Below are 25992 nucleotides of genomic sequence, written 5' to 3'. Positions count from 1 at the left end.
ACAGACTGTGCGAAGCAAATGATCCACTGCAAAGGAAAGGCAATGGGTCAGAATGGCGCGGATGCAGATTTTAGCTCAGGCCACGGCATGAGAGACTGCACACCTTGACCACAATGACGTGAGCGCGGTCATGAGGTGGTCGATGTCGGCCGTGGAATGGGCCGGGCCGGGGGTGATACGCAGCCGTTCGGTGCCCTTGGGTACGGTCGGATAGTTGATCGGCTGGACGTAAATTCCCCAGTCGCGCATCAGGATGTCGCTCAGCATCCGGCATTTCACCGGGTCGCCGATCATCACCGGGATGATGTGGCTTTCGTTGGCCAGATGCGGGATGCCGGCGCGGTCAAGCCGGGCACGCACTTCGGCCACGCGGGCCTTCTGGGCGCTGCGCTCGGCGGTGCTGGCCTTCAGATGCCGGATCGAGGCGGTGGCCGCCGCGGCCACGGCGGGCGGCAGGGCGGTGGTGAAGATGAAGCCGCTGGCGAAGCTGCGGACAAAGTCGATCAGGTCGGCCTTGCCGGTGATGTAACCGCCGACAACCCCAAAGGCCTTGCCCAAGGTGCCTTCGATCACGTCGATCCGGTCGGCCAGGCCGCGTTCTTCGGTGACGCCGCCACCGCGCGGGCCATACATGCCGACGGCGTGAACCTCGTCGATGTAGGACAGCGCGCCATGGGCTTCGCAGACCTCGACGATTTCACGGATCGGGGCGATGTCGCCATCCATCGAATAGACCGATTCGAAGGCCACGATCTTGGGCCGGTCGCCCACGGCATACAGCTTGCGGTCAAGGTCGCGCCAGTCGTTGTGCTTCCAGATCACCTTGTCGGCGCGGGAATGGCGGACGCCCTCGATCATCGAGGCGTGGTTCTTTTCGTCCGAGAAGATCACGGCATTGGGGATGCGCGCGCCCAGTGTGGACAGGGCAGCCCAGTTCGAGACATAGCCGCTGGTGAACAAGAGCGCCTTTTCCTTGCCGTGCAGATCCGCAAGCTCGGCCTCCAGGGCAAGGTGATGCACGGTATTGCCGCTGATGTTGCGGGTGCCGCCGGCGCCGGTGCCGCAGGATTGCACGGTGTCAACCATGGCCTGCACGACAGTCGGGTTCTGCCCCATGCCGAGATAATCGTTCGAGCACCAGACCGTGACATTGGCAACGCCGCCTTCGCGGTGGCAGCCGGCCTGCGGGAAGGAACCGCATTTCCGTTCAAGATCGGCGAAGATGCGGTAGTTGCCTTCCGACTTCAGGGCTTCGAGCTGGGCGGCGAAATGGGCGTCGAAATCCATGTATCAGTTCCTTGCTGTCGAAAGGGCCTCGGGCGGGGTGGTGCCCATGGCCGATGGTGCCCTTGCCTTGCGCGGGGCCGGAGGAGGGGTGGGATCTGGCAGCATCCAGCGCCAGAGCTTCTGATCGGGCAACGGGACCACCATGAACCAGTGTTCCAGCAGCGCCAGCGCCGTCAGCGCGGCCAGCAGCATATGGCCAACCAGGCTGGCATCGGTCTGTGCCGCGATGGCGCGTTCCAGCCAGCATGAGATGGCGAAGCTGAGCGCGGTGATCGAGATCGGGAAGATCCAGTTCATCGAGGCATGGCGGAAGTGGCTGGCCAGATGGGCCAGCGGGATCGGCAGGAATTCGGTGTTGATGCGCGGCACACCGAAGAACAGGTTCAGCTTGGCCGAGATCCGCGCGAAGAACAGCACGACAAAGGTCCACAGGCCAAAGATGTTGGTTGCCCCCTGCGACAGCCAGACGATGGACAGAAGCGCCGTGATCAGGGCGATCTCATGCCACAGGATCGTGCCGGTGGCCCGCAGGAAGCGTTCCCACAAGGGCGCGAAGGGCGGGCAGGGCCGGGTGTTCGGCCCGGTGATCACGCCGGACAGGAAGGCAAGCTCGATCCAGCCCCAGACCGCCAGTGCCGACAGGAAGGCGACATAGGCGCCGGTCACGGTCTGGTCGTCCAGCGTCGCGTTCAGCCCGTAATAGCCCAGGAACAGCAGCGGCAGCCCAAGGAAGACCGACAGGTGATGCGCCGAACCGCCTTGCCGGTCTGCATGGCGGACGCGCCAGAGGATCGCGCCGGTCGAGAACCACCAGACAAACAGGGCCGTGATCGAGACAACCCAAGGATTGGTCATGTGCGGCCCCCCCAGAAGGAGGAGCCGCACAGGTCGGCAGGACGCGCCCATCCCGCACGACCACCCGCTGCCGGAACAGCGGTATTCTTGCGCCCAGTCAATACGCAGGCTCCAGCCGGACCGAGGCCGGCGGGGTCTGATGCTTGACCGGGATAAGGTACAGCGACACGAAGGCGCGAAGCGCCCGGGCGGCCGCCAGTTTCTCCTTGATCCAGCCGGCGGTGCCACCCTGCTTGCGGGCCGCATCCATGGCGACGAAGGCGTCGTTCATCCGGCGCAGGTTGGGAATCCAGCGCGGATGGTCGATGTCGATTTCCAGCGGGAACACCTGCCGAGCGATGGTCGAGGTCTTGCGATAGACCTCCTGGTCATACCAGTCGATGTCGACGCCAAGCGCGTTGTGGAAATCCTTCCGCGCATGATCGCGCACCCACATGGTGGAATAGACAGCCACCAGGAAGAAGCGGATCCACAGCTTGGAGGACCAGCTTTGCGTGATCTTCGGATCGGTGCGCATCAGCAGGGCAAAGGCCTCGCCATGGCTGAACTCGTCGTTGCACCATTCCTTGAACCACTTGAAGATCGGGTGGAACCTGTGCTGCGGGTTCGCCTCAAGGTGACGGAAGATGGTGATGTAGCGGGCGTAGCCGATCTTCTCGCTCAGGTAGGTGGCGTAGTAGATGAACTTGGGGCGGAAGTAGGTGTATTTCTTGGCCTTGGTCAGGAAGCCCAGGTTCACGGCCACGCCCGCCTCGCGCAGCGCGTCGTTGATGAAACCCGCGTGGCGCGCCTCGTCCCGGCTCATGTAGCTGAACAGCTCGCAGATGTCGGGGTTGTTGCCGCGCCGCTTCATCTCCTTGTACAGCACACAGCCGGAGAATTCGGCCGTGCAGGACGATACGAGGAAGTCGATGAACTCGGCCCGAAGGGCAGGGTCCATGCCATCCCAGTCAACGTGATCCCAGTCGGCCGTCTTCTTGAAGTGGCCCTTGTTCGGGTCAGACTTCATCTGCGCGATCAGCGCGTCCCAGTCCTTGCGGACCGGGGTCACGTCGATGCGGTCCATCTCGTCGAAATCGGTGGTGTAGAACCGCGGGTTCAGCAGCGTGGTTTCGGTCGCCATGGCCGTGGTGTCGAACCGATCCGAAATCTCGGAGTGCAACTCGCCATGGGCGGTGTCGTGGGAAGTGTCTCTCATACCGTCACCTCATCCGAGAAGGAGAATTCGCAAAGCTCCATGAATTCCAGATCGCCGGTCAGCCGCGTCCACCAGCGCTCGATCGTCGAGGCGCGGGTGATCGTGGCGATGCGGTCTTCGACGACGACCTCGCCATAGGCGGCCATAACCGGCGCGCCATGGACAAGGACTTCGTCCCCCGGATTCACGACCGCGCCGTTGTTGAAGCGGACATGGGCGTGCAGGCTTTCGAAGCGGTGAGAGATTTCGACGGTGCAGGGCACCCGCTCGGTTTGCTTGGTGAAGAATCCCATCTGTGCCCCCTCACATGTCCAGAAGTTTCTGGAAGGCGGCCTTGTTGTCGGCCCCGAAGGCATAAAGTTCGACGCTCCAGCCGGTTTCGGGGTCTTCTGCGGCAAGGCGGCCGTTGGCATATTCGACGATGCGGACGGGTTTGGTCTGGTCTGCCCCTTTCTTGCGGCGCTCGGTGTGAACGCCGGATTGGATAACGGTGATGAAGCCGCCTTCGGGCAGGTCGATCAGGACATTGCCATTCGTGTCGCGCACGACGACATGCTTGGCGTCCTTGCCTTCCAGCACGATCCACTTTTCGCGGACCACGGCCGAAGCCTCGGGCTGGCCCACCTTTTCGCGGCCGGTATAGACCGCGTAGGACACCATAACGAGCGAGGCGAGGGCGATCCCGAACATGGCGCGCAGCAGCACGGCCGGGATCATTTCCTTCTGCTGGCTGCGCAGGGCAGGGCGGCGGGTCTGGGCTTGGGAATCCATGCTGTGCCCCCCTTATGCTGCGGCAACGGGCGAGGCAGAGCCGCCTTCGCTGCGCGAGACCACAGGACGGGCCATGCGGGTTTCCGCCGCCTCTGCCAGCATCTTGGCCACCGGGGCCGCATCGGGGATGCAGCGCATTGCGGGCTGGGTCAGCCGGGCGTAGCCGGGCCGCAGGTGCGGCCACAGCGTCAGATAGCCAATACGCGAGGCGCCGGTGGTTTCCATAGCGATGGTGCCGGTGCCGTCGCGGCGCAGGTCAAGATGCGCGGCACCGACCTGGGCGAAGGGAATGTTGAAGGTCACGGGAAGGGCGGCACCGATCCGCATCACCACACGGGCGCTGGTCAGCGTATAGACGGTGGTCCGCGCCTGGGCAAAAGCCAGAAGCCAGACAAGGCCAAGCGCGATCAGCGCCATCACAAGGGTCGGAATCCCGATCTGCAGTGCCATGAGCACGCCACCTTGGGCCAAGCCCACGCCGCAGCGCCACAGCAGCAGCAGCGCGAAATAGAAGGCGATCCAGTGCAGCTTGTAGGCATCGCGGGCCAGCGCATAGGTGGCGGGCCGTCCTTGCCAGAGGATGTCTTCGCCAACAGGGGGCCGTTCCGGCAGCCCCTTGATGGGTTCGAAAGCGAAATCGTCATGGTCCGACATTGCAGACCTCCTGTATTCGGGGTGAGAGGCGCGGCCCCGGGCGCTGGGCCGCGTCCATCAGTGTCAGATCAGAAGCCGCGCTTGCGCTTGTCAGCGTCGTACAGCCAGCCACCGGCCACATAGCCAGAGATCTTGTCTTCCTCGAGCTTGGTCACTTCGGAGGCCGACCGGGTGGCCGGGATGTTCTCGAAGCTGTCCGAGGCGATGGCGTTGACGCGCACGCGGTCGGCCCAGATCTTGGCCAGGGTCATCGGAACCAGGCGCTTCTTGCCCGAGTTCAGGTCGATTTCCAGATAACGGACCATCTGTTCCGGCACGTCCACCCAAAGTTCGGACACGCGGCCAACGACCTCAAGGTCGGCGGCTTGCACGGGCAGACCGCGCGGGTCGCGCCCAGCCGTCACATTGAAGCCCTTGGCCAGGGCCATCGGCATGATCTTGTTGTGACCATGCGCGTCCAGTTCCGGCTCATCCCGGCGCGGCACCCACGAGGCAGGGCCGACGCCATCCACCAGCGCATTGCCGGTGGGGGCGTGGGGGAAGCCTTCCGAAACCGAGGTGCGTGCCAGCGCCAGATCGTTGCGGCGGTGGGCGGCTTCATTCTCTGCCGAGGGCATCACGATTTCACCGCGGCCGTTCGGCAGCTTGAAGGTCTTGGGCTTGGGAACCGGGAACAGGCCCTGGTTGGGGGCAACGCTGCCGTCTTCCATTTCAAGCGGATAGCCTTCCCGCATGTTTTCGGTTTGCAGGTAGTAGATCAAGAAGGCGAGGAAGCCCCAAAAGGACCAGATCGCCAGACTTGCAAGGTCGAAGTCTCCAAAGAAGTTCACGCCAACCATTTCGTCCTCCGGGTTTCAGGTTGGGAATTCGGCGAGGCGAAGTTCGCCTGCGTCGGATGCCGGTTTCGTGGTGTGAAGAGGTGCCAGCCGGACCAGCGGCCCGAGAATGGCAAGGGTGGTAAACAACAGACCGATCTCAAGGTGATACACGAACGAGTAGCCAAGAGAGGGGTCTTCAAGACCAGTGCCAAAGCCACCGGCCATGGCAAAGTGAGAGACGACATCGCGCAGCGTGCCGCCCAGGAAGATGGCGAACCCTGCCGCCGTTGCCTGGGCCGCGCCCCAGGCGCCAAGGGCAATGCCCGAATGGACGCTGCCTGTCGGCATTTTCATCGCCGCGGTCAGGGTGGCGATGCCGAACAGGCCGCCCCCGAAGCCGATGCCGGCGGCACCAGTGTAGAACAAGGCGCCGCTGTCGAGCGGGGCGGCGAAGATCACCGCCGAGAAGGCGGCGATGCCGGCCAGGATGCCGCGCGCCGCCAGACGGTAGGGATCGGTGCCGCGCATCAGCCAGCGGGCCGACAACAGGAAGCCGACCAGCGCGCCGGCGGCCCAGGCGGCCGTCAGAAGCGTGGTCTGGCTGACCGAAAGCCCAAGAATTTCACCGCCATAGGGTTCCAGCAGAACGTCCTGCATGTTGAAGGCCAGCGTGCCGAACACCACCACCGCCAGCAGCCGCCCGGCGGTGCCACCGGCCATCAGGTCGGCCCAGGCATCGCGGAAGCGCGGACGCGGTTCTTCGCGTTCGGCCTTGGTCATGGGCCGCACCTTTTCCTGCTTCCACAGCGCGATCAGGTTCAGCACCATCGTCGCCGCGCCGCAGCCCTGCACCACGCGGACCAGCGTGATCGGGTCAAAGTCGCGCAGCAGGAAGCCGACGATCACCGCCGAGATGCCCATGCCCAGCAGATACATGATGTAGAGCATCGACACGACGCGGGGGCGTGTCTCGTCATCGGCGCGGTCCGAGGCCAGCGCCAGACCGGCGGTCTGCGTCATGTGCATCCCAAGCCCGGTCATCAGGAAAGCAAGCGAGGCCAGAACCTCGCCCGCCCATAGCGGGCCAAGCGTCTGGTCGCCCGACAGCACCATCAGCGCGAAGGGCATGATCGCCAGCCCGCCCATCTGCCAGAGCGAACCGAACCACAGGAAGGGCACGCGCTTCCAGCCGATGGCGGAACGGTGGGTGTCGGAACGGTGGCCCAGCAGGGCGCGGAAGGGGGCGACCAGCACCGGAATGGCGATCATCGCCGCCACCAGCATGGCCGGGATCGAAAGTTCGACGATCATCACCCGGTTCAGCGTGCCCAGCATCAGCACCTGTGCCATGCCGACCGAGACCTGGAACAGGCTCAGCCGCAAAAGCTGGTTCAGCGGCAGCCCGTCCGAGGCCGCATCCGCGAAAGGCATCCAGGTCGAGCCGAGGGCCTGAAGGTGCTTCTTCTTCAGAATCATGGCCGATACTCCAGACACTCGGAAATGTAGAAGCCCCGGCTGACCCTCTCGACCCGGGTCAGGCTGTCGCCGGAATGGCGCACCAGAGTCGGGAAGGAGTGAGGGATCATCACCGGCGAGCGGTCTGCGCGGGGGAACAGCTTTCCCATGCTCCAGAACGCCATCAGGAAGGGTGTGCGCGGCGCAACCGTGAAGACGATGGCCTGCGAGGTGCGGCGCCCCAGCCGGGTCAGGATCTGGCCGATGTCGGGGGCGCGGTAATAGATCAGGCTGTCCATCGCCAGCACATAGTCGAACCGGCCAAGCCGGTCGTCGGTCATGTCGCCGGCATGGAAGGCAACCCGCGGCTTCAGGGCGGCGGGCAGGCGGTCTTCGGCGATGCCGATCAGTTGCGGCGAGATGTCCACCGCCACCACGTCTGCCCCGCGGGCGGCAAGTTCCTGCGTCATCAGCCCGGTGCCACAGCCGGCATCCAGCACCCGCAGCCCGGCCAGATCCTGCGGCAGACGCGACAGCATGATCGCGCGCATCCGGTCGCGGCCTTCGCGAACGGTCTGGCGGATCCGGCTGACCTTGGCGTCCGAGGTCAGCCGCTCCCACACCTTGGTGGCGGAACGGTCGAAGTAGTCCTCAACCCTTTGCCGTGTGGTGGAGTAGTCGGTCATGGCTCAGTCAAAACCCAGGAGTTCGAAGATTTCGCGGTCGGGCAGCGAGGTTGGCAGCACGGGCGGTTCGTTGACCGAGCGCCACAGCGTTTCGGCCAGCCGGATGTATTCGGCGCGGGCCAGAACGATGTCTTCCTCGTCCGGCATCTCGAACAGCGTCTTCTTTTTCAGGCGCGACCGGCGGATCGCATCCACGTCGGGCATATGCGCCAGCCGCTTGAAACCGACGCGGTCGCAGTAGCGGTCAACCTCGTTCGTTTCGCGCGAGCGGTTGGCGACGCAACCGGCCAGACGGACCTTGTAGTTGTTCGACTTGGCCTGCACGGCGGCGATGATGCGGTTCATCGCATAGATGCTGTCAAAGTCGTTCGCGGTCACGATCACCGCGCGGTCGGCGTGTTGCAGGGGCGCGGCAAAGCCGCCGCAGACCACATCGCCCAACACGTCGAAGATCACCACGTCGGTGTCTTCCAGCAGGTGATGCTGCTTCAGCAGCTTGACCGTCTGGCCGACGACATAGCCGCCGCAGCCGGTGCCGGCGGGGGGGCCGCCCGCCTCGACGCACATGACGCCGTTGAAGCCGGTGGTCACGAAATCCTCGGGGCGCAGCTCCTCGGCGTGGAAATCAACCGACTTGAGGATGTCGATCACCGTTTCCTGCAGCCGCCCGGTCAGGGTGAAGGTGCTGTCATGCTTGGGATCGCAGCCGATCTGCAGCACGCGTTTTCCCAACATGGAAAACGCCGCCGACAGATTCGACGAGGTGGTCGATTTGCCGATCCCGCCCTTGCCGTAGACGGAAAAGACCTTGGCCCCCTCGATCTTGAGGTTGGCGTCCTGATGGACCTGGACCGAGCCTTCACCGTCAAGGCCGCTCAGGTTTGGAATGTCGTCACGGGGGCTCATGCACAGGGCCCTTTCCATTGGCGTTTCATTCGGCGGCAACTCCTTCAAGTCTGTCTTCCAGCTCATCCGCGGCGCGTTGCAGGGCGGCGAGCGTTTCGGCATCGGGTTGCCAGTAGTTGCGATCCGAGGCTTCCAGCAGTTTCTGCGCCATGCGGCTGGAGGCTTCGGGGTTGAGACCGGCCAGACGGCGGCGCATCGCCTCGTCCAGCACGAAGGTTTCGGACAGGCGCTGATAGACCCAGGGCTCGACATGGCCGGTGGTGGCCGACCAGCCGAAGGTGTTGGTCACCTGTGCCTCGATCTGGCGGACGCCTTCGGCGCCGTGTTTCAGCAGCCCCTCGAAATACTTGGGGTTCAGGCTGCGCGACCGGGTTTCCAGCGCGATCTGGTCCTTCAGCGTGCGGACAGTGCCGCCGCCGCGGGTCTGGTCACCGATATAGACCGGCGTTTCCTCGCCGCCGCGGGCCCGCTTGACCGCCCGGGCGATGCCACCCAGCGTGTCGAAATAATGGTCCACCGTGGTCACACCCAGTTCGACCGACTCCAGATTCTGGTATGCCAGATCCACGGTCGAAAGGGCTTGTTTCAGAAGGTCGCAGTTCTGAGTGGGCTTGCCGTTCACCCCATAGGCAAAGGACTTGCGTGCCTGATAGGCATCGGCCAGCTCGTCCTCGTCCCCAAAGGCGGAATTGCCCACCAGATTGTTGACGTTCGACCCGTAGGCGCCCTCGGCGTTCGAGAACACCCGCAGCGCAGCGGTTTCCATGCCCACGTTCATCTGCCGGGCAAAGGTCAGCGCGTGGGCGCGGATGAAATTCTGCGATTCCGGTTCGTCGGCTGTGGCGGCCTTGTAGGCGGCTTCGGCCAGCATCCGGGTCTGCAAGGGAAGCAGGTCGCGGAAGATGCCCGACAGCGTCATCACCACGTCAATCCGCGGCCGGCCCAGTTCGGCAAGCGGGATCAGGTCAGCGCCGGCCAGGCGACCGTAATGGTCAAACCGGGGTTTCGCGCCGATCAGCGCCAGCGCCTGCGCGATGGGGCCACCGTCCGACTTGATGTTGTCGCTGCCCCACAGCACCAGCGCCACCGTGCGCGGCAGGCGCGGGTGGGCGGCGATCAGGCGCGCGGCCTGTTTGGCGCCGTCTTGCAGAGCATAGGCCGTGGGCATACGGAACGGGTCGAAGGCATGGATGTTGCGGCCCGTCGGCAGGATTTCCGGGCTGCGGATCAGGTCGCCCCCCGGCACCGGCGCGATGAAGCGGCCCGACAGGGCCCGCAGAAGGGCGGGAATCTCGTGGTCTTCCTGCATCAGCCGGTCCGCGGTTGCCAGATCGGCCCCTGCGGGCATCAGGTCCAGCATCGCCTTGCGGTTCACGTCCGTCATCTTGCGGCCAACCACATGGAAACCGTCGGTGATCAGGGCGCCTTCGGTTTCCAGCAGCTTGACCCAAAGCTGGTCCATGTCGCTGGCGTCCAGATCCACAGATCTGGCCTGTTCGCGGATCAGTTCGGACAGTTCCTCGTGCTCGGGCGCATCGGGTTGCAGGCCGCGCCAGCGCGACAGGCTGTCTTTCAGGTCGGCCAAGCCCTTGTAAAGGCCTGACTGCGCCAGCGGCGGGGTCAGGTGGGTGACGATCACCGCGTTCGACCGGCGCTTGGCAAGGGTCGCCTCGGACGGGTTGTTGGCGGCGTAAAGATAGACATTCGGCAGGTTTCCGATCAGCCGGTCGGGCCAGCAGCCCGCCCCGACGCCGGCCTGCTTGCCGGGCATGAACTCCAATGCGCCGTGCATCCCGAAATGCAGCAGCACGTCGGCACCGAAATCCTCGCGCAGCCAGCGGTAGAAGGTGGTGAAGGCATGGGTCGGCGCGAAGCCCTTTTCAAAGAGCAGCCGCATCGGGTCGCCCTCATAGCCGAACACCGGCTGAAGGCCGATGAACACCTTGCCCATCTGCCGGCCAAGGACGAAGACGCCCCGCCCGTCGGTCTGCATCCGGCCCGGGGCAGGGCCCCAGGCGGATTCGACATCCTTCAGCCAGGGGGTGCGCGCCACCACGTCCGAAGCCGGAACGATTGCGGCCACGTTGGCAGGCTGGCCATAGATCGACGCACTGCCGCCCAGAACCGACTCGCGCAGCGCCTCGACCGTTTCGGGCGGGTCCACGTCATAGCCTTCGGCCTTCATGGCGTGCAGCACGTTCAGCAGGCTTTCGAAGACCGACAGATAGGCTGCCGTGCCCGCCGCCCCGGCATTGGGCGGGAAGCCATACAGCACGATTCCGACCTTGCGCTGCGCCACTTGACTGCGGCGCAGCAGGGCCAGTCGCAGCGTCTTGTCGGCCAGCGCGGCGATCCGTTCGGTGCAGGGCGACATGGCACGGGCGGCCAGCGCTTCGGCGCAGGGGGCGGGGCATTGCCGCGGGCAGCCGGTGCAGCCATTGGCATCATGCCGGCCGGCAAACACCGTGGGATTGGTCGCGCCGTCAATCTCTGGCAGCGCGATCAGCATGGTGGTTTCCACCGGCCCAAGTCCGCCGCCGCTTTGCGCCCATTGCCCCAGCGACTGGAACTCAAGCGGATGGGCCGCCACATAGGGCACGTCCAGCGCCTTGAGCAGCTCTACCGCGGCGGGGCTGTCGTTATAGGCCGGGCCGCCGACAAGGCTGAAGCCGGTCAGCGAAACCATGGCGTCGATGCGGCCCCGGAAATAGGCGTCAACGGCCGGGCGCCCGTCCAGACCGCCGGCAAAGGCGGGCAGGCAGGCGATGCCCTTCGCCTCGAAGGCGCGGATCACCGCGTCGTAATGCGCCGTATCCGAGGCAAGGATGTAGCTGCGCAGCATCAGCAGCCCGACCGTTGCCACCGCGCCTTCGGGGCGGGGCAGATCGGCGGCATCCGTGGTGATGCGGGCGGCCAGATCCGGGTGATACAGCCCGACATCGGGATAGTCGATCGGTGCGGCCGCCTTGACCTTGGCCCAATCGCGCTTGCCGGAATAGCGGCTGACCAGGAAGCGGATCATCGCTTCCAGATTGTCGTCCGATCCGCCAAGCCAGTATTGCATCGACAGGAACCAGGCGCGCAGGTCCTGTGCCTTGCCGGGCAGGAAACGCAGCATCTTGGGCAGGCGGCGCAGCATGGCCATCTGCTTTTCGCCGGAACTGGCCGAAGGCTCCTTGTTGCCGCGCAGCTTCTTCAGAAGCTGCATCATCGGCGAGGCGGGCTTGGACATGTCCAGATCGCCCAGCCGGGTCAGCTTGACGATGGCCGGGTCCGCCACGATGCCGACAAAACCGTCGGCGCGGTCGCGGGCGGCCTGAAGTTCGGGCAGGATGGCGTTGATGTGTTCTTCAATGAACAGCAGGTTCGCCATCACGAAGTCGGCTTCGTTCACGGCCTGCTTGGCACGCGACAGGGCTGCCGGGTTTTCCGACCATTCGGCCGCGGCATGGACCGAAATCTCGATCCCCGGAAAATCTGTCTCCAGCCGGGGGGCGATGCGCAGGGCAGGGCCGGCGGCATGGGCGTCCAGCGTGACGATCACGAAACGATAAGCCCCGTCGGGCGAACCCGGCGCGGTCAGGTCGGGCGATGTGTGGATGTCATCGCGCATAATGGGCCTTGGCCTCGTAGAGGGTGTCTTTGCTGATGGTCATGACGCCACGTTCCACGGCGTATTTCTCGGTGTTGCGCTTTGCCTTGCCGCGCACGAAGAACGGAATCTTCCGCAGTTCGCGTTCGGCGTCGGCTGTCCAGACCGGCTCACCCGTCGCGACGGGCATTTCGACCGGCGCGACCGCCTGAGCGGTTTCGGGTGCAGTTTTCACCACTTCAGCGGGTGCTGCATTGATCTCGCGCAGATCGGCCTTGCCGCCGTGATGGCTGGCGCCGGCTTCGTCGTGGAATTCGAAATCTTCGCGGAACATGGTCAGCAGGTGTTCTTCCAGCCCCATGACCAGCGGATGAATCCAGCTATCGAAGATGACATTCGCGCCTTCAAAGCCCATCTGCGGCGAATAGCGGGCGGGGAAGTCCTGCACATGCACCGGCGCGGAAATCACGGCGCAGGGAATACCCAGACGCTTGCCGATGTGGCGTTCCATCTGCGTGCCAAGAATCATCTCGGGCGCAGCGGCGGCAATGGCCTGCTCCACTTCGAGATAGTCATCGGTGATCAGCGCCTCAAGCCCGTAGGCCTTGGCGGCGGCCCGCATGGGGCGGGCGAATTCGCGGTTGTAGCATCCCAGCCCGACCACCTCGAACCCTATCTCGGTGGCGGCGATCCGGGCGGCGGCCATGGCGTGGGTGGCGTCGCCGAAGATGAACACGCGCTTGCCGGTCAGATAGGTGCTGTCAACCGAGGCCGACCACCACGGCAGCCGCAGCCCACTTTCATCCACTTGCGGAGAAACGCCGGCCAGGCCCGCGACTTCATGGATGAAATCGCGCGTGGCGCCAACGCCGATGGGGACGACCTTCGTCCAGGGTTGGCCGCAGTGCTTTTCCAGCCAGCGTGCCGCGCCTTCGCCGGTTTCGGGGTAAAGCAGCACGTTGAAATGCGCCTGCCCCATGCGGGAAATGTCTGCGGGCGACGCGCCCATCGGGGCCGCCACGTTCACCTTGATGCCCATCAGCGCCAGAAGCCGCGTCACTTCTGTCACGTCATCGCGGTGGCGGAAGCCAAGGCCGGTGGCCCCCAGCAGGTTCGCCGTCACTTCGTCCGTGCGGGGCATCGGCTTGACCAGCGCGCGCACAAGCTGGTGGAAGGTCTCGTCCGCGCCGAAGTTTTCCTTGCGGCTGTAGGACGGCAGTTCCAGCGGAATGACCGGGCAGGGCAGGTCCAGCGCCTCGGCCAGACCACCGGGATCGTCCTGGATCAGTTCAGCCGTGCAAGACGCGCCAACCAGCATCGCCTGCGGCTTGAACCGGGCGTGTGCCTCGCGCGCGGTGGCCTTGAACAGATCGGCCGTGTCGGCGCCCAGATCGCGCGCCTGAAAGCTGGTATAGCTGACCGGCGGGCGATGATTGCGCCGCTCGATCATGGTGAACAGCAGGTCGGCGTAGGTGTCGCCCTGCGGGGCGTGCAGCACATAGTGCAGGCCCTTCATGCCGGTGGCGACGCGCATTGCCCCCACATGCGGCGGTCCCTCATAGGTCCAGAGCGTCAGCTTCATGCCGCGCCCCCTTTCAGAAGTGCCTTGCGGCGCAGCGGGCGGCTGAACAGACCGGCCAGATCGCCTGCCTGTTCGTAGAAATGCACTGGCGTGAACACCAGTTCGATCGCCCATTTCGTGGTGAAGCCCCGTGCTTCCAGCGGATTGGCCAGCCCCAGACCACAAACCGTCAGGTCCGGCGCGGCGGCCGCCTGGCGGTCAAGCTGAAGCTCGACATCCTGTCCCTCACTAAGCACCGGGCCTTCGGGCAGAAGGTCCAGATCGGGGCCGACCAGTTCCTTGTGCAGATAAGGCGTGCCCACTTCCAGCGGGCGCATCCCGCATTCGCGGGCCAGGAAACGGGCCAGAGGGATTTCAAGCTGGCTGTCTGGGAAGAAGAACAGCGTCTTGTCGCGCAGGGTTTCGGCATGTGCGGCCACCGCCTTTTGCGCACGGGCGCGGGGGGCGGCGGTGACGGCTTCGAAATGGTCACGGCTGACGCCGAATTCGTCTGCCACGGCGCGCAGCCAGGCGGTGGTGCCTTCTTCGCCAAAGGGGAAGGGCGCCGGGATATGCCGTGCCCCGCGCCGGACCAGCGCGGCGTGGGTGTCGCCCAGGAAGGGCTGCACCAGCGCGAAGACCGTGTTCGGCCCGACCGCAGGCGTTTCGGCCGACCGATGCGCCGGCAGGATGCGGACGGGGCCGATTCCCAGCTTCGCCAGCAGATCGACCATCTGGTCTTCCACCACATCGGGCAGGGCGCCGACGACCAGCAGTTCGCGCGCCTGGGTGGCCGGCAGGCTGGGCACCATGGCCGCAAGGCAGGCATCTTCGCCCTGGGTGAAGGTGGTTTCGATCCCCGATCCGGTGAAGTTCAGCACCCGCACATGCGGCGCGTGGATCGCGGTCAGCCGTTCCGCCGCGCGGTGAAGATCCAGCTTGATCACCTCGGACGGGCAGGAGCCGACCAGGAACAACTGGCGAATGTCGGGGCGGCGTTCCAGCAGCCGGGCGACTTCGCGGTCAAGTTCGGTATTGGCATCGGCGAGACCGGCCAGATCCTTTTCTTCAAGGATCGCGGTGCCGAAGCGCGGCTCGGCGAAGATCATCACGCCGGCGGCGGCTTGCAGCAGATGCGCGCATGTGCGGCTGCCGACGACCAGGAAGAAGGCGTCCTGCATCTTGCGGTGCAGCCAGACGATGCTGGTCAGGCCGCAAAACACCTCGCGCTGGCCGCGTTCCTTGAGAACCGGCGTTTCGCGGCACCCCTTTGCGGGAAGATCCAGGCTCATGCCGGCACCCCGCCCGAAGTGCGTGCCTCGGCTTCGGCGTCCAGCCGGGCCGCGCGCAGTTTCCACACGAACTGGCCCGCGTTGATCACATAGGTCGAGTAGGCCGCCAGAGCGATGTACATCTGCACCTGATGCGGCTGCCCGGTGAACAGGGCCCAGAGATAGGCCGTGTGCAGGGCGATCACACCCATGCTGAACACGTCTTCCCAGAAGAAGGCGGGGGCGAACAGGTAGCGGCCGAACACCACCTTCTCCCAGATCGCGCCCGTCACCATGATCACATAAAGAAACCCGGTCTTGACGATGATCGAGGCCGTCGCGGCCGCATAGCCTTCGCCTGTCCACAGGAAGCGCAGCACCAGCGCAAGCGAGATGCCGAAGGCGAGGAACTGGAGCGGGGCCAGAATCCCCTGCACCAGCGTCCACTTCGTCGCATCACGGCGCGCCCGCTCTTCTTCCGTGTAAAGGCGTTTGCGGGTTGAGTTTTTCGGCAGGGCCGATTCCACGGCAGCGCTTCCCTTTCCTGGGTCTTGTGGCAAAGGGTAAGCGTGCAGGCGGAAGTGTCAATCAAAACTTACATCGCCAAGGTTACATGGGGTGCGGCTTTTTTCCGCTGGCGCGACTGCGCGGCCGGAAAACAGGCGATAACTTCCTGAAATACGCGGTTGCTGGGGGCTGTTTGTGCTGTTCTGTGCGGATTCCGCCAAGAAGTGTCAATTTTCTTTGACAACTCGGGGCTGTTGCGGAACACTGACACTTGGGGCTGTGTCGGAGCAAGGCGGTATGGAAAACACCTATGGCTCTCCGGTCGTGTCCCGATCTGGCGGTGCCTCTTCTGCCCCGGTGACAACAGGGGGCGCGGCACAGTCCGATGGTGTTTCCGAGTGTGCCGGGTCCGCCATTGGCGAGGTACTCCGGTTTGCGGCCGATGTGGTCGCGCGTCTGGTTGCGAAAGATGCGGAAGTGGGCGCGGACGTCAGGCGAGGATTTTTCGATTACTTCCTGACGGTGGTCACGGAGGCTGAGCCGGTTTCGTTCGAGGCTCTGAGGGCTGAAATGCGCCGGGCTCGTGTCACCCCCGAAATGCTGGCGGATGAGTTCATTCCCGATGTGGCGCGTCGCCTGGGGGAAATGTGGCATCGCGATGAGGCGACCTTTGCCAAGGTCAGCATCGGGTCGGCCCGGCTGCAGGCCATCCTGCATGACATCAGCCACGATTGGCGCGCAGATTCGCTGCATGGCAGCGGTGCTGGGACCGTCCTGCTGGTCTTGCCTTTGGGAGAGCAGCATACACTCGGGGCGTGTGTTCTGGCCGCCCAGTTGCGCCGCAGGGGTGTCTCGGTCTGTGTCTGTATAGGCCCGGATGTGGGGGATTTACGCCGATTGGTGCTTCGCAGGCATTTTGACGCTGCGATGCTGTCGCTTGGGGCCCACGAAAACCTTGATATTTGCTGCAACTTCGTGGAGACGATCCGTGAGGGTTTGGGAAATGATGTGCGGATCGCCGTTGGCGGTGCAATTCTTGAATCCGAAACGGATATTGCTGCGCGTCTTGGCGTGGATGTCGCAACCCAGGACCTGGAGGTCGCGCTGGCGGCACTTGGGTTGGATGGCAGTGCCAAGTCGGCAAGGCCTGCGGTGTGATGGAGGCCCTGGCGATCAGTCAGGGCGATATGTGTAGCGCAATGGTGCTGATTTGACCACGGACGGTCGCCATCTGATGAACATGGGGAAGATTCCGCTGATCGCGCCGGATCTTCTTACAGACATACTGGCATCTGCATCCGACATTGCGCTGCTGGTTTCTCCGCAACGGCGCATCCTTTCCGTTCTGGTCAATCCGCTGCACCGCAGCTTCGGGCAGGTTGGCGATTGGGAGGGGCTGGCGCTGTCCGATGTGCTGGCACCCGATAGCCTTGCCAAGTTCGAAGCCCGGCTTCCCGATCTGCGCGCCGAGCAGCGTGTTCCGGTGACGATGGAACTGAACCACCGCGATCGCGAGAACTGGACCTTCCCGGTCCGATACTCGCTGCATCGGGTGTCACAGGATGATTCCATCCTGATGCTGGGCCATGACCTTCGCCCCGTTGCCGAGGTGCAGCAGCAACTGGTTTCGGCGCAACTGGCCCTTGAGCGCGACTATGAATCGCAGCGCGAGATGGATACGCGCTACCGCGTTCTGATGGAGATCAGCCGCGATCCGGTGGTGATGGTCAGTATGTCCACGGGCCGCATGACCGACCTGAACCCTGCCGCCGCGCAGATTCTGGGCGGATCGCGGTCCGAACTGCTGGGCGCGCCGATTGCGCAGGAATTCGAGGGGCGCCGCCGGGGCGAACTGCTTGAAGCGCTGTCAACCCTGGCTGTGTCGGAACGTGCGGCCCCGATCGAACTGATCGTGCGCCGGTCGCAGCGTCGGGTGGTGTTGACGCCGACAGTGTTCCGCGCTGCGGGCGAACGCATCGTTCTGTGCCAGCTTGATGCCAGCGACGCCGTGCCCGTGACCGACGATCTGGGCGATGCTCTGGGGCGGCTTTATCACGAGGGTGTTGACGGGATCGTCTTCGCCGATGGGGAAGGCGTGATCCGGGCGGCCAATGAATCCTTCCTGAATCTGGTCGATGCCGCCAATATCTCGATGGTGCGCGGGCGCGCCTTGTCTGACTATCTGGTGCGCGGGTCGGTCGATTTGCGGGTCATTCTGGATACGGTCAAGCGGACCGGCCATCTGCGGATGTATGCCACGCGCCTGACCACCGATTTCTCGGGGCAGATTGCGGTGGAAATCTCGGCCAGTTGGTTGAATGACCGGCCGAATCCGGTGCTGGCGCTGGTGGTCCGTGACGCCAGCCGTGCCGATTCGATGCGCCGATCGCCCGGCGGCATGGGCGAAGACGGTGCGCGCAACGTGATGGAGCTGGTCGGGGCCTCGACCTTGAAGGAAATCGTTGCCGAAACCACCGACGTGATCGAGCGGATGTGCATCGAGACGGCGCTGGAACTGACGCGCAACAATCGCGTGGCAGCGGCCGATATGCTCAGCCTGTCACGGCAATCCCTGTATGTAAAACTTCGCAAATACGGGCTGTTGAATAAGGACGGCGAATAGCCGGGACCGGCTTGACGCATCGGGTTCGGAAGGCGTGCCGCAGGGCGCGCCTTTTTTCATTCTGACCGGGGAGAAGGGCAGGGGACGCGCGGCTGCGTTATCTGGTCGCGCTTGATCTTTGTCAATTTCATATGGCAATTCTTCTGTCAACTTCGGTTGACACTTTAGGAGGCCTCCGATGAGAATCGTCTTCGTCCACCCCAATTATCATTCCGGCGGAGCCGAAATCGCGGGCAACTGGCCTCCGGCATGGGTCGCGTATCTGGCGGGTTCGCTGAAAACCGCCGGCTTTGACGACATCCATTTCATTGACGCGATGACGCTGCACGTCGGCCATGACGAACTGCGCGCCCGGCTCAAGGAACTGAAGCCTGACCTGATCGGTGTGACCTCGATCACGCCTTCGATCTATGAGGCCGAGGAAACGCTGAAGATCGCCAAGGAAGTCGTGCCGAACGCGGTGCGCGTTCTGGGCGGCGTCCATGCCACGTTCATGTATCGTCAGGTGCTGTCCGAAGCACCCTGGGTGGACGTGATCGTCCGCGGCGAAGGCGAGGAGATCATGGTTGCCCTGGCCGAGGCCGTGCGCGATGGCCGCTGGCCGGAAGATCGCCGCAGCATCAAGGGGCTGGCCTTCATCGACGGGGAAGAGATCGTCGCCACCCAGGCCGCGCCCACAGTCAAGAACCTGGACGCGATCAAGCCGGACTGGACGCTGATCCAGTGGGACAAATACATCTACATCCCGCTGGGGGTAAGGGTCGCCATCCCGAACATGGCGCGCGGCTGCCCGTTCACCTGTTCGTTCTGCTCGCAGTGGAAGTTCTGGCGCGATTACCGTGTGCGCGATCCCAAGGCGGTGGTGGACGAGATCGAGGATCTGGTCGAAAACCACGGCGTCGGCTTCTTCATCCTGGCTGACGAGGAACCGACGATCAACAAGAAGAAGTTCGTCGAATTCTGTCAGGAGATGATCGACCGCGGTCTGAACCACAAGGTCAAATGGGGCATCAACACCCGCGTGACCGACATCTACCGCGACCGCGACCTGCTGAAATTCTATCGTGAAGCAGGCCTTGTCCACATCAGCCTTGGCACCGAAGCCGCCGCCCAGTTGAAGCTGGATCTGTTCAACAAGGAAACCACTGTCGCCGAGAACAAGGAGGCGATCCGCCTTCTGCGCGAGGCCGACATCTTCACCGAGGCGCAGTTCATCGTCGGCCTTGACAACGAGACCAAGGAGACGCTGGAAGAGACCTTCCAAATGGCTTGGGACTGGCAGCCCGATCTGGCGAACTGGTCGATGTACACGCCCTGGCCCTTCACGCCGCTGTTCCAGGAAATCAAGGATCAGGTCGAGGTCTTCGACTTCTCGAAATACAACTTCGTGACGCCGATCATGAAGCCCGCCGCGCTGACCCGGGGCGAGCTGCTGGACGGCGTGATGAAGAATTACCGCCGGTTCTACATGCGCAAGGCGCTGTTCCACTATCCTTGGCGCGGCACCGGGTTCCGGCGCAAGTATCTGCTGGGCTGCCTCAAGGCCTTCCTCAAGGCAGGGGTGGGGCGCACCTTCTATGACCTTGGCAAGGCCGGCTACTGGGGCCCGCAGACCAAGGACAAGGTGGACTTCCACTTCGACGATACCCGCAAGATCGCCGAGGCGCAGGTCGCCGACTGGGAAGCCGCAGCCGACCGTTCGCGCAAGCACAAGGAACGTCAGGCGGCGATCAAGGCCCAGATGAAGGAACGCGCCGCCGAACGGTCTGCCGCCAACTTCGTGATGCCCGCCGATGCCGAGGACGAGTTCGACCTGTCGGCCGAAGCACACGAGGCGCGCAGCGCCGAGCACAGCACAGTCGCGCCAAGGGCCGAGGGTCCGATGGCCTGCGGCGGTGGCAAGGAACAGATGGTGGATGCTGCCGAGTAACGGAGGGACAGCCATGGACGGCAGTCGCGCCTTCGAACCCAAAGAGGGTTCGGCCCGGATCGGGCCGAACGCCATTCTGCAAACCATCGCCGTGCTGGACCATTGCGAAGGTCAGGTCGTGCGCGACCGGGTGATGTCCGTGGCCGGGGTCGAGGTGCCGCCTGCCGATGCGGGGATGCTGCCCGAAGCCGATTGTCGCGCAGTGCATGATGCCGTGCGCAGCGTGATGGGCGAAAAGGCCGAGGGCATCCTGCGCCTCGCCGGTCTGGCGACCGGAGACTACATCCTTGCCAACCGGATTCCCCGGGCCGCGCAGGCGGTGATCCGCGCGTTGCCCGGCTATGTCGGTGCCTGGGTTCTGGCCGGCGCCATTGCCAAACATTCCTGGACCTTCGCCGGTTCTGGCAAGTTCCGGATCGCCAGCCGCCTGCCGTTGGTGTTCGAACTGCGGAACAACCCGCTGGCGCCGGTGTTTGCCGATCATGCGGCCTGCGTCTGGCATGTCGCGGTGTTCGAGCGGCTGTTCGCCCGGCTGGTCTGGCCTTCGGTGGTTGTCGAGGAAACCGACTGCACCGCAACCGGGGCAGAGGTCTGTCGTTTCGCGTTGCATCCGCAGGGCCTCAGCCGGCGCAGCCGCGCCAGCGGGGTCTGATCCATCCGGCCCGCGCCGCGGCCCTGTCAACCGGGCTGCGGCCATTTTGCACAAGGAGTGTCAGGCTTGATTTACACTCTGCGCTTGCCCGACTCCGCAATGTCCTGTCTATTCCTGTCATGAGCACATCTGTTTCCCTTGCGCCCCGGCGCCTGCCCGAACCGGCCGCCATGCTGCGGCTGATCAAGCCTGTCACCTGGTTCCCGCCGATCTGGGCCTTTCTTTGCGGGGCCGTCAGTTGCGGCGTTCCGCTTGGGCCGAACTGGATGCTGGTCGCCCTTGGCATGGTGCTGGCCGGTCCCATCGTCTGCGGCATGAGCCAGGCCGCGAACGACTGGTGCGATCGCCATGTCGATGCCATCAACGAACCCGACCGTCCCATCCCCTCGGGCCGTATCCCCGGCCGCTGGGGCCTGTATATCGCGCTGGCCATGTCGGCGCTGTCGCTGGCCGTGGGCTGGCTGCTTGGCCCTTGGGGCTTTGGCGCCACCGTGGTGGGAGTTCTTGCCGCCTGGGCCTATTCGGCCGAGCCAGTTCGCCTGAAACGGTCCGGCTGGTGGGGGCCGGGTCTGGTGGGTCTCAGCTATGAAGGCCTGCCGTGGTTCACCGGCGCGGCAGTGCTGCTGCATGGCGCCCCGAGGTTCGAGATCGTCGCCGTGGCGTTCCTCTATGCCTTTGGCGCGCATGGCATCATGACCCTCAACGATTTCAAGGCGCTGGAGGGCGACCGTGTTCACGGTGTCCGCTCGCTGCCCGTGGTTCTGGGGCCGGAAGTGGCGGCCAAGGTGGCCTGCACGGTCATGTCGCTGGCGCAGCTTCTGGTGATCTCGCTTCTGCTGGTCTGGTCCAAGCCCTGGCACGCGCTGGCGGTCTTCGCGCTGCTGCTGCTGCAATTCGCGGCCATGCGCGTTCTGTTCCGCGACCCGAAGGGCAAGGCGCCCTGGTACAACGGCACCGGCGTGGTGCTGTATGTCGCGGGGATGATGATCTCGGCGTTCGCGCTGCGGGGGCTGTAACGGCATGCGTCTGAGCTGGCTTCAGATTGTCCGCCTTGGCCTGGTGCAGATGTGCATCGGGGCCGTGGTGGTGCTGACGACCAGCACCCTGAACCGGCTGATGGTGGTGGAGCTGGCGCTGCCGGCGCTGGTGCCGGGCGCGCTGGTGGCGCTGCATTACGGCATCCAGATCACCCGGCCAAGCTGGGGCTTCCGGTCCGATACCAAGGGCAACCGCACCGCCTTTGTCATCGGCGGCATGGGCGCGCTGGCGTCTGGGGCGTTCCTTGCCGCTTTGGCGGTGGTGATCATGCCCGAAACCCGGACCGGAGGGCTGCTGCTGTCGGTTCTGGCCTATGCGCTGATCGGGCTGGGGGCAGGGGCCTCGGGCACCTCGCTTCTGGCGCTGCTGGCCACCGCCACCGATCCGCGCCGCCGGGCTGCGGCGGCCACCATCACCTGGCTGATGATGATCTTCGGAATTGCCGCCACCGCCGGAACCGTGGGCACGCTGCTGCAACCCTATTCGCCCGCGCTGTTGCTGGAAATCGTCGGCGCGGTGACGGCGGGTGCGGTGCTGCTGACCACGGCCGCGATCTGGGGGATCGAACGGCGGGTGATTGCCGACCGCGACCCAAAGCCCTCGCCCTTCCGCGAAGGTCTGGCCGAGATCTGGCGCGAACCCCGCGCGCGGGCCTTTACCCTGTTCATCTTCCTGTCCATGACCGCGTATTTCCTGCAGGAACTGATCCTTGAGCCCTTTGCCGGGCTGGTCTTCAGCTTCAATCCCGGCCAGTCGACGCAGCTTTCCGGGGCGCAGAACGGTGGCGTGTTCGTCGGTATGCTGGTGGTGGGCATCGCCTCGACCGGGCTGCGCATCGGCAGCCTGCGGTTCTGGGTGATCTTTGGCTGCCTTGGTTCGGCCGCCGCCCTGGCGGTGATCGCCGGACTGGGCCTCTCGGGGGCGGGCGGGCTGGTGCCGGCCGTGGTGGCCATGGGCTTTTTCAACGGGGTCTTCGCGGTGGCGGCCATCGGGTCGATGATGGCGCTGGCCGGGGCCGGACGCGAGGCGCGCGAGGGCACCCGCATGGGCCTTTGGGGCGCCGCGCAGGCCATTGCCGCCGGTTTCGGGGGCCTTCTGGGGGCCGGGGCGGCGGATCTTCTGCGCACCGTCCTGTCGGACCCTGCCGCTTTTGGCGCTGTATTCCTGGGCGAAGCCGCCCTGTTCCTGATTTCGGCCGTGGTGGCCGCATCGGTGATCGAATCCGCTGCCCCGCGCCGCCAGACCGAGAAAACCGCCGATAAAACCCTTGTCCCGGGAGAATGAGATGACCGAGACGCCAGATTTCGACGTCTTCGTGGTGGGGGGCGGCCCTGCCGGGGCCACCGCCGCCAATGACTTGGCCCGCGCCGGCCGCAAGGTGGCCCTGCTGGACCGGGCCGGCCGCATCAAGCCCTGTGGCGGGGCCGTGCCGCCCCGGCTGATCCGTGACTTCGACATTCCCGACGAACAGATCGTCGCCAGGGTCAATTGTGCCCGCATGGTCTCACCCACCGGGCGCAAGGTCGATATCCACATCAAGGGCGGCTATGTCGGCATGGTCGACCGCGAACAGTTCGACGAATTCCTGCGCGCCCGCGCCGCCAGCAGCGGCGCCACCCGTCTGACCGGCACCTATGTGCGGATCGACCGCGATGACAAGGGCACCCATGTCGTCTGGCGCGACAAGGCCAGCGGCGAGGAACGCCGCACCTTGGCCAAGGTGGTGATCGGTGCCGACGGTGCCCGCAGCCAGGTGGCGCGCGAGAACGTGCCGGGCGGCGATACCATCCCTTATGTGATCGCCTATCACGAAATCATCCGCGCGCCCGAGGCGGTGCCGGGCTATGATCCCGCGCGCTGCGACGTGATCTATGACGGCCGCATCTCGCCCGATTTCTATGGCTGGGTGTTTCCGCACGGCAAGACAGTCTCGGTCGGGATGGGCACCGGGCATGACGGCTTTGATCTGAAAGAGGCCACCGCCGCGCTGCGCGCCTCGGCCGGGCTGGCGCAATGCGAGACGATCCGCAAGGAAGGCGCCCCGATCCCGCTGAAACCGCTGGATCGCTGGGACAACGGCCGCGACGTGGTGCTGGCGGGAGATGCGGCGGGCGTGGTGGCCCCCTCATCTGGCGAAGGGATCTATTACGCCATGGTCGGCGGCCAGGTTGCGGCCAAGGCCGCGGTGGCGGTGCTGAAAAGCGGACGTGCCGCCGATCTGGCGCTTGCCCGCAAGACCTTCATGGCCGAACACAAGAACGTCTTCCGTGCCCTGCGGTCGATGCAGGACGCCTATTACAAGAGCGATGAACGGCGCGAGCGGTTCGTCAGCCTTTGCCATGATCGCGACGTGCAGACGCTGACCTTTGAAGCCTATATGAACAAGAAGCTGGTCTCGGCGCGGCCCTTGGCGCACATCAAGATCGGCATCAAGAACCTTGCGCATCTGATGGGGCTGGTAAAGCCGGAATGGACATGATGACCGAAGCGGCGGCATCGCTGGAAGAAAAGATCCCCGCCTGGGTGGATGGCAAGCTGACCCCGGTCGGTAAGCTGGAGGTTCACCAGAAGGGCCTGCGTCACAAGGCTGTTTCGGTGTTCGTGGTGGACGGTCGGCGTGTGCTGATTCAGCGTCGGGCGGCGGGCAAGTATCATACCCCGCTGTTGTGGGCCAACACCTGCTGCACCCACCCCCGCTGGGATGAAGAGCCGGCCGCCTGCGCCGTGCGCCGCCTGCGGGAAGAGCTGGGGATCACCGGCGTTTTCCCCGCCTTCGCCGACCGGGTTGAATACCGGGCCGAGGTGGGCAACGGGCTGATCGAGCATGAGCTGGTTGACATCTTCGTTGCGGAAGCCAAGCCCGACCTGAAGGTCGAGCTGAACCCCGACGAGGTGGCCGAAGTGCGGTGGGTTGATCTGTACGACCTGTCGGCCGAGGTGCTGCGCAACCCCGAGCGGTTTACGCCCTGGGTCCGCATCTACCTGACCGAACATATCGACCGCATCTTCGGATCGGGCGCGGTCCGGGGCGATTGAGACGCGCACGCCCGGCGGATGTCCCGGGCGCGCCTTTTGAAAAATCGGCGGAGTCTGCGGCGAAGATCAGGTTCTTCCGGGTTCTGCCGCGTCGTTCAGGCGGGCCTGTAGCCAGGGCAGCAGAAGCGCCGCCACCTTGTCCGCGGCCTCTTCATGCACCAGATGGCCAAGCCGGGGCAGTTCCTGATAACTGGCCGTGGTCATCCGCCCCGCTGCCGCGCGAGAGATGCGTGCGGGAACCGTGCGGTCGCCGGACGAGGCGATCAGTTGCACCGGCGTGACGATCCGGGGCAGCCGCGCCAGCAGCGGCTCCAGCCGCCAGGCGGCCATCATCGCCAGCGTGCCATCGACATGGCCCCGGTTCTGCACCAGCCACAGGTACTGCGCCAATCCTGCGGCATCGAGATGCGACCCCGTAGATCCGATCAGCCGGTTCACGGCGGCCGCATTGCCCCAGACGCGGGAAAACAGGTCGGGCACGAAGGGCGTGGCGGCCAGAACGCGGGCGAACAGCGGAAACAGCACGCCCGCCGCCCCCTCAAAGGTACCAAGGGCCGCATTGATGCCGACCACGGCGCGCAGCGGCACGATCTCGGCCAGCCGCAGCGCCAGTGCCGCCCCGGCGGAATGGCCGATCACCGCCTGCGGTTGCCATCCCTGCTGCGCTATCAGACGCGCCAGATCCTCGGCCACGGCGTCGATGCCCAGCCGGGCGCGGTTGCCCGCACGGGTGCAACCCTGGCCGGGATGATCTATCGCCAGCGCGCGATAACCCGACAGATGCGGAATCAGGTTGCGGAAACTGTGGGCCGACCCGCCCGCGCCGTGCAGCAGCAGCACGTCCGGCCCGGTGCCAATGTCCAGCACCGCCCAGTCATTCGGGGCGCAGGCAATGCGGGAAATCCGGTCGCGATAGGGCCAGTCGCGGGGCAGGCGGGCAGGTTCCACTCGGCTTCCTTTGGCAGATCAGCGCGACGGGCGCTGCGCGGCGGACCCGTCTTTCCAGTCTTGCGCAAAGGTATAGCGGCAATGCGGGCAGGAAAGGGAGTCCCGCCCGCGCGCCGTGGCCGAAGGCGGCGCAACTTCGTGCACCGAGAACCAGCCGCCACAGTTCGGGCAGGTGTCGATGTCTCTCATGGTCTTCGCTCCTTT

24 protein-coding genes are annotated in these 25992 nt (G+C 64.9%); 8 read left to right on the top strand and 16 right to left on the bottom strand.

What is annotated here, in order from left to right; genetic code table 11:
• Positions 1-75: 75 nt before the first annotated feature.
• The 14 genes from hemA to bchF all read right to left on the bottom strand — a co-directional run bounded on the left by hemA (position 76) and on the right by bchF (position 15581).
• The gene (gene hemA / locus B6K69_RS03545) at positions 76-1287 is read right to left on the bottom strand and encodes a 5-aminolevulinate synthase (RefSeq protein WP_108642804.1); all 1212 of its coding nucleotides are present in this window, start codon (positions 1285-1287) and stop codon (positions 76-78) included.
• A gap of 3 nt (positions 1288-1290) precedes the next feature.
• Positions 1291-2142 (bottom strand): putative photosynthetic complex assembly protein PuhE, encoded by an 852-nt coding sequence (gene puhE / locus B6K69_RS03540; protein WP_108642803.1) that lies wholly within the window; start codon positions 2140-2142, stop codon positions 1291-1293.
• A 97-nt stretch (positions 2143-2239) separates the two neighbouring features.
• Positions 2240-3340 (bottom strand): magnesium-protoporphyrin IX monomethyl ester (oxidative) cyclase, encoded by a 1101-nt coding sequence (acsF, locus tag B6K69_RS03535; RefSeq protein WP_108642802.1) that lies wholly within the window; start codon positions 3338-3340, stop codon positions 2240-2242.
• Positions 3337-3633, bottom strand: a complete 297-nt coding sequence (locus B6K69_RS03530) for a hypothetical protein (RefSeq protein ID WP_107674531.1) — start codon at positions 3631-3633, stop codon at positions 3337-3339. The genes acsF and B6K69_RS03530 overlap by 4 nt, the downstream gene beginning before the upstream one ends.
• A gap of 10 nt (positions 3634-3643) precedes the next feature.
• The gene (puhC, locus tag B6K69_RS03525; RefSeq protein WP_108642801.1) at positions 3644-4111 is read right to left on the bottom strand and encodes a photosynthetic complex assembly protein PuhC; all 468 of its coding nucleotides are present in this window, start codon (positions 4109-4111) and stop codon (positions 3644-3646) included.
• A 12-nt stretch (positions 4112-4123) separates the two neighbouring features.
• Positions 4124-4765 (bottom strand): photosynthetic complex putative assembly protein PuhB, encoded by a 642-nt coding sequence (puhB, locus tag B6K69_RS03520; RefSeq protein ID WP_108642800.1) that lies wholly within the window; start codon positions 4763-4765, stop codon positions 4124-4126.
• Positions 4766-4833: 68 nt separating this feature from the next.
• The gene (gene puhA, locus B6K69_RS03515; RefSeq protein WP_107674528.1) at positions 4834-5604 is read right to left on the bottom strand and encodes a photosynthetic reaction center subunit H; all 771 of its coding nucleotides are present in this window, start codon (positions 5602-5604) and stop codon (positions 4834-4836) included.
• A 15-nt stretch (positions 5605-5619) separates the two neighbouring features.
• On the bottom strand, positions 5620-7059 hold the full coding sequence (locus tag B6K69_RS03510) for a PucC family protein (protein ID WP_107674527.1): 1440 nt from the start codon (positions 7057-7059) through the stop codon (positions 5620-5622).
• The gene (bchM, locus tag B6K69_RS03505; protein WP_108642799.1) at positions 7056-7724 is read right to left on the bottom strand and encodes a magnesium protoporphyrin IX methyltransferase; all 669 of its coding nucleotides are present in this window, start codon (positions 7722-7724) and stop codon (positions 7056-7058) included. The genes B6K69_RS03510 and bchM overlap by 4 nt, the downstream gene beginning before the upstream one ends.
• A 3-nt stretch (positions 7725-7727) precedes the next feature.
• A complete protein-coding gene (gene bchL / locus B6K69_RS03500) occupies positions 7728-8630 on the bottom strand; it encodes a ferredoxin:protochlorophyllide reductase (ATP-dependent) iron-sulfur ATP-binding protein (RefSeq protein ID WP_107674525.1) in 903 nt (300 codons plus the stop codon).
• Positions 8631-8655: 25 nt separating this feature from the next.
• Positions 8656-12243, bottom strand: a complete 3588-nt coding sequence (locus tag B6K69_RS03495) for a magnesium chelatase subunit H (RefSeq protein WP_108642798.1) — start codon at positions 12241-12243, stop codon at positions 8656-8658.
• Entirely contained in the window at positions 12233-13804 is a 1572-nt protein-coding gene (gene bchB / locus B6K69_RS03490; protein ID WP_108642797.1) for a ferredoxin:protochlorophyllide reductase (ATP-dependent) subunit B, read from the bottom strand. Before bchB ends, B6K69_RS03495 begins: the two co-directional genes overlap by 11 nt.
• Positions 13801-15075 (bottom strand): ferredoxin:protochlorophyllide reductase (ATP-dependent) subunit N, encoded by a 1275-nt coding sequence (locus tag B6K69_RS03485; RefSeq protein ID WP_108642796.1) that lies wholly within the window; start codon positions 15073-15075, stop codon positions 13801-13803. Before B6K69_RS03485 ends, bchB begins: the two co-directional genes overlap by 4 nt.
• On the bottom strand, positions 15072-15581 hold the full coding sequence (bchF, locus tag B6K69_RS03480) for a 2-vinyl bacteriochlorophyllide hydratase (protein WP_164681873.1): 510 nt from the start codon (positions 15579-15581) through the stop codon (positions 15072-15074). The genes B6K69_RS03485 and bchF overlap by 4 nt, the downstream gene beginning before the upstream one ends.
• Before the next feature lie 277 nt (positions 15582-15858).
• Here bchF and B6K69_RS03475 point away from each other — a divergent pair, with 277 nt between their 5' ends.
• The 8 genes from B6K69_RS03475 to idi all read left to right on the top strand — a co-directional run bounded on the left by B6K69_RS03475 (position 15859) and on the right by idi (position 24840).
• Complete coding sequence (locus B6K69_RS03475; RefSeq protein WP_108642795.1) at positions 15859-16719, top strand: cobalamin B12-binding domain-containing protein; 861 nt, start codon at positions 15859-15861, stop codon at positions 16717-16719.
• A gap of 76 nt (positions 16720-16795) precedes the next feature.
• Positions 16796-18184 (top strand): transcriptional regulator PpsR, encoded by a 1389-nt coding sequence (ppsR, locus tag B6K69_RS03470; protein ID WP_412917557.1) that lies wholly within the window; start codon positions 16796-16798, stop codon positions 18182-18184.
• 178 nt (positions 18185-18362) lie between these two features.
• Positions 18363-20114: a magnesium-protoporphyrin IX monomethyl ester anaerobic oxidative cyclase gene (gene bchE / locus B6K69_RS03465; protein ID WP_108642794.1), complete on the top strand. Its 1752-nt coding sequence runs from the start codon at positions 18363-18365 to the stop codon at positions 20112-20114.
• A gap of 13 nt (positions 20115-20127) precedes the next feature.
• Positions 20128-20766, top strand: a complete 639-nt coding sequence (gene bchJ / locus B6K69_RS03460; protein WP_108642793.1) for a bacteriochlorophyll 4-vinyl reductase — start codon at positions 20128-20130, stop codon at positions 20764-20766.
• A gap of 119 nt (positions 20767-20885) precedes the next feature.
• Positions 20886-21782 (top strand): chlorophyll synthase ChlG, encoded by an 897-nt coding sequence (gene chlG / locus B6K69_RS03455; protein WP_108642792.1) that lies wholly within the window; start codon positions 20886-20888, stop codon positions 21780-21782.
• Positions 21783-21786: 4 nt separating this feature from the next.
• Entirely contained in the window at positions 21787-23088 is a 1302-nt protein-coding gene (locus B6K69_RS03450; RefSeq protein WP_108642791.1) for a BCD family MFS transporter, read from the top strand.
• Between the two features lies 1 nt (position 23089).
• Entirely contained in the window at positions 23090-24283 is a 1194-nt protein-coding gene (locus B6K69_RS03445) for a geranylgeranyl diphosphate reductase (protein WP_108642790.1), read from the top strand.
• Positions 24284-24303: 20 nt separating this feature from the next.
• Complete coding sequence (gene idi, locus B6K69_RS03440) at positions 24304-24840, top strand: isopentenyl-diphosphate Delta-isomerase (RefSeq protein ID WP_107674537.1); 537 nt, start codon at positions 24304-24306, stop codon at positions 24838-24840.
• A gap of 66 nt (positions 24841-24906) precedes the next feature.
• Here the strand turns inward: idi and bchO are convergent, their stop codons facing one another.
• Positions 24907-25788 (bottom strand): alpha/beta fold hydrolase BchO, encoded by an 882-nt coding sequence (gene bchO / locus B6K69_RS03435; RefSeq protein ID WP_108642789.1) that lies wholly within the window; start codon positions 25786-25788, stop codon positions 24907-24909.
• Between the two features lie 18 nt (positions 25789-25806).
• Positions 25807-25977, bottom strand: a complete 171-nt coding sequence (locus B6K69_RS18115) for a hypothetical protein (RefSeq protein WP_164681872.1) — start codon at positions 25975-25977, stop codon at positions 25807-25809.
• Between the last annotated feature and the right edge of the window lie 15 nt (positions 25978-25992).

This window comes from Pseudogemmobacter blasticus (assembly GCF_003071405.1).
Classification (GTDB): Bacteria; Pseudomonadota; Alphaproteobacteria; order Rhodobacterales; family Rhodobacteraceae; genus Pseudogemmobacter; species Pseudogemmobacter blasticus.
The sequence above is the reverse complement of the archived record's forward strand: the minus strand, read 5'-3'. Positions and strand labels throughout refer to the sequence as shown.

What these genes read in the sequence shown, in the direction of transcription:
- hemA (WP_108642804.1), bottom strand. Translation starts at nt 1,287, where the DNA reads ATGGATTTCGACGCCCATTTCGCCGCCCAGCTCGAAGCCCTGAAGTCG.
- puhE (WP_108642803.1), bottom strand. Translation starts at nt 2,142, where the DNA reads ATGACCAATCCTTGGGTTGTCTCGATCACGGCCCTGTTTGTCTGGTGG.
- acsF (WP_108642802.1), bottom strand. Translation starts at nt 3,340, where the DNA reads ATGAGAGACACTTCCCACGACACCGCCCATGGCGAGTTGCACTCCGAG.
- B6K69_RS03530 (WP_107674531.1), bottom strand. Translation starts at nt 3,633, where the DNA reads ATGGGATTCTTCACCAAGCAAACCGAGCGGGTGCCCTGCACCGTCGAA.
- puhC (WP_108642801.1), bottom strand. Translation starts at nt 4,111, where the DNA reads ATGGATTCCCAAGCCCAGACCCGCCGCCCTGCCCTGCGCAGCCAGCAG.
- puhB (WP_108642800.1), bottom strand. Translation starts at nt 4,765, where the DNA reads ATGTCGGACCATGACGATTTCGCTTTCGAACCCATCAAGGGGCTGCCG.
- puhA (WP_107674528.1), bottom strand. Translation starts at nt 5,604, where the DNA reads ATGGTTGGCGTGAACTTCTTTGGAGACTTCGACCTTGCAAGTCTGGCG.
- B6K69_RS03510 (WP_107674527.1), bottom strand. Translation starts at nt 7,059, where the DNA reads ATGATTCTGAAGAAGAAGCACCTTCAGGCCCTCGGCTCGACCTGGATG.
- bchM (WP_108642799.1), bottom strand. Translation starts at nt 7,724, where the DNA reads ATGACCGACTACTCCACCACACGGCAAAGGGTTGAGGACTACTTCGAC.
- bchL (WP_107674525.1), bottom strand. Translation starts at nt 8,630, where the DNA reads ATGAGCCCCCGTGACGACATTCCAAACCTGAGCGGCCTTGACGGTGAA.
- B6K69_RS03495 (WP_108642798.1), bottom strand. Translation starts at nt 12,243, where the DNA reads ATGCGCGATGACATCCACACATCGCCCGACCTGACCGCGCCGGGTTCG.
- bchB (WP_108642797.1), bottom strand. Translation starts at nt 13,804, where the DNA reads ATGAAGCTGACGCTCTGGACCTATGAGGGACCGCCGCATGTGGGGGCA.
- B6K69_RS03485 (WP_108642796.1), bottom strand. Translation starts at nt 15,075, where the DNA reads ATGAGCCTGGATCTTCCCGCAAAGGGGTGCCGCGAAACGCCGGTTCTC.
- B6K69_RS03475 (WP_108642795.1), top strand. Translation starts at nt 15,859, where the DNA reads ATGGAAAACACCTATGGCTCTCCGGTCGTGTCCCGATCTGGCGGTGCC.
- ppsR (WP_412917557.1), top strand. Translation starts at nt 16,796, where the DNA reads ATGAACATGGGGAAGATTCCGCTGATCGCGCCGGATCTTCTTACAGAC.
- bchE (WP_108642794.1), top strand. Translation starts at nt 18,363, where the DNA reads ATGAGAATCGTCTTCGTCCACCCCAATTATCATTCCGGCGGAGCCGAA.
- bchJ (WP_108642793.1), top strand. Translation starts at nt 20,128, where the DNA reads ATGGACGGCAGTCGCGCCTTCGAACCCAAAGAGGGTTCGGCCCGGATC.
- chlG (WP_108642792.1), top strand. Translation starts at nt 20,886, where the DNA reads ATGAGCACATCTGTTTCCCTTGCGCCCCGGCGCCTGCCCGAACCGGCC.
- B6K69_RS03450 (WP_108642791.1), top strand. Translation starts at nt 21,787, where the DNA reads ATGCGTCTGAGCTGGCTTCAGATTGTCCGCCTTGGCCTGGTGCAGATG.
- B6K69_RS03445 (WP_108642790.1), top strand. Translation starts at nt 23,090, where the DNA reads ATGACCGAGACGCCAGATTTCGACGTCTTCGTGGTGGGGGGCGGCCCT.
- B6K69_RS18115 (WP_164681872.1), bottom strand. Translation starts at nt 25,977, where the DNA reads ATGAGAGACATCGACACCTGCCCGAACTGTGGCGGCTGGTTCTCGGTG.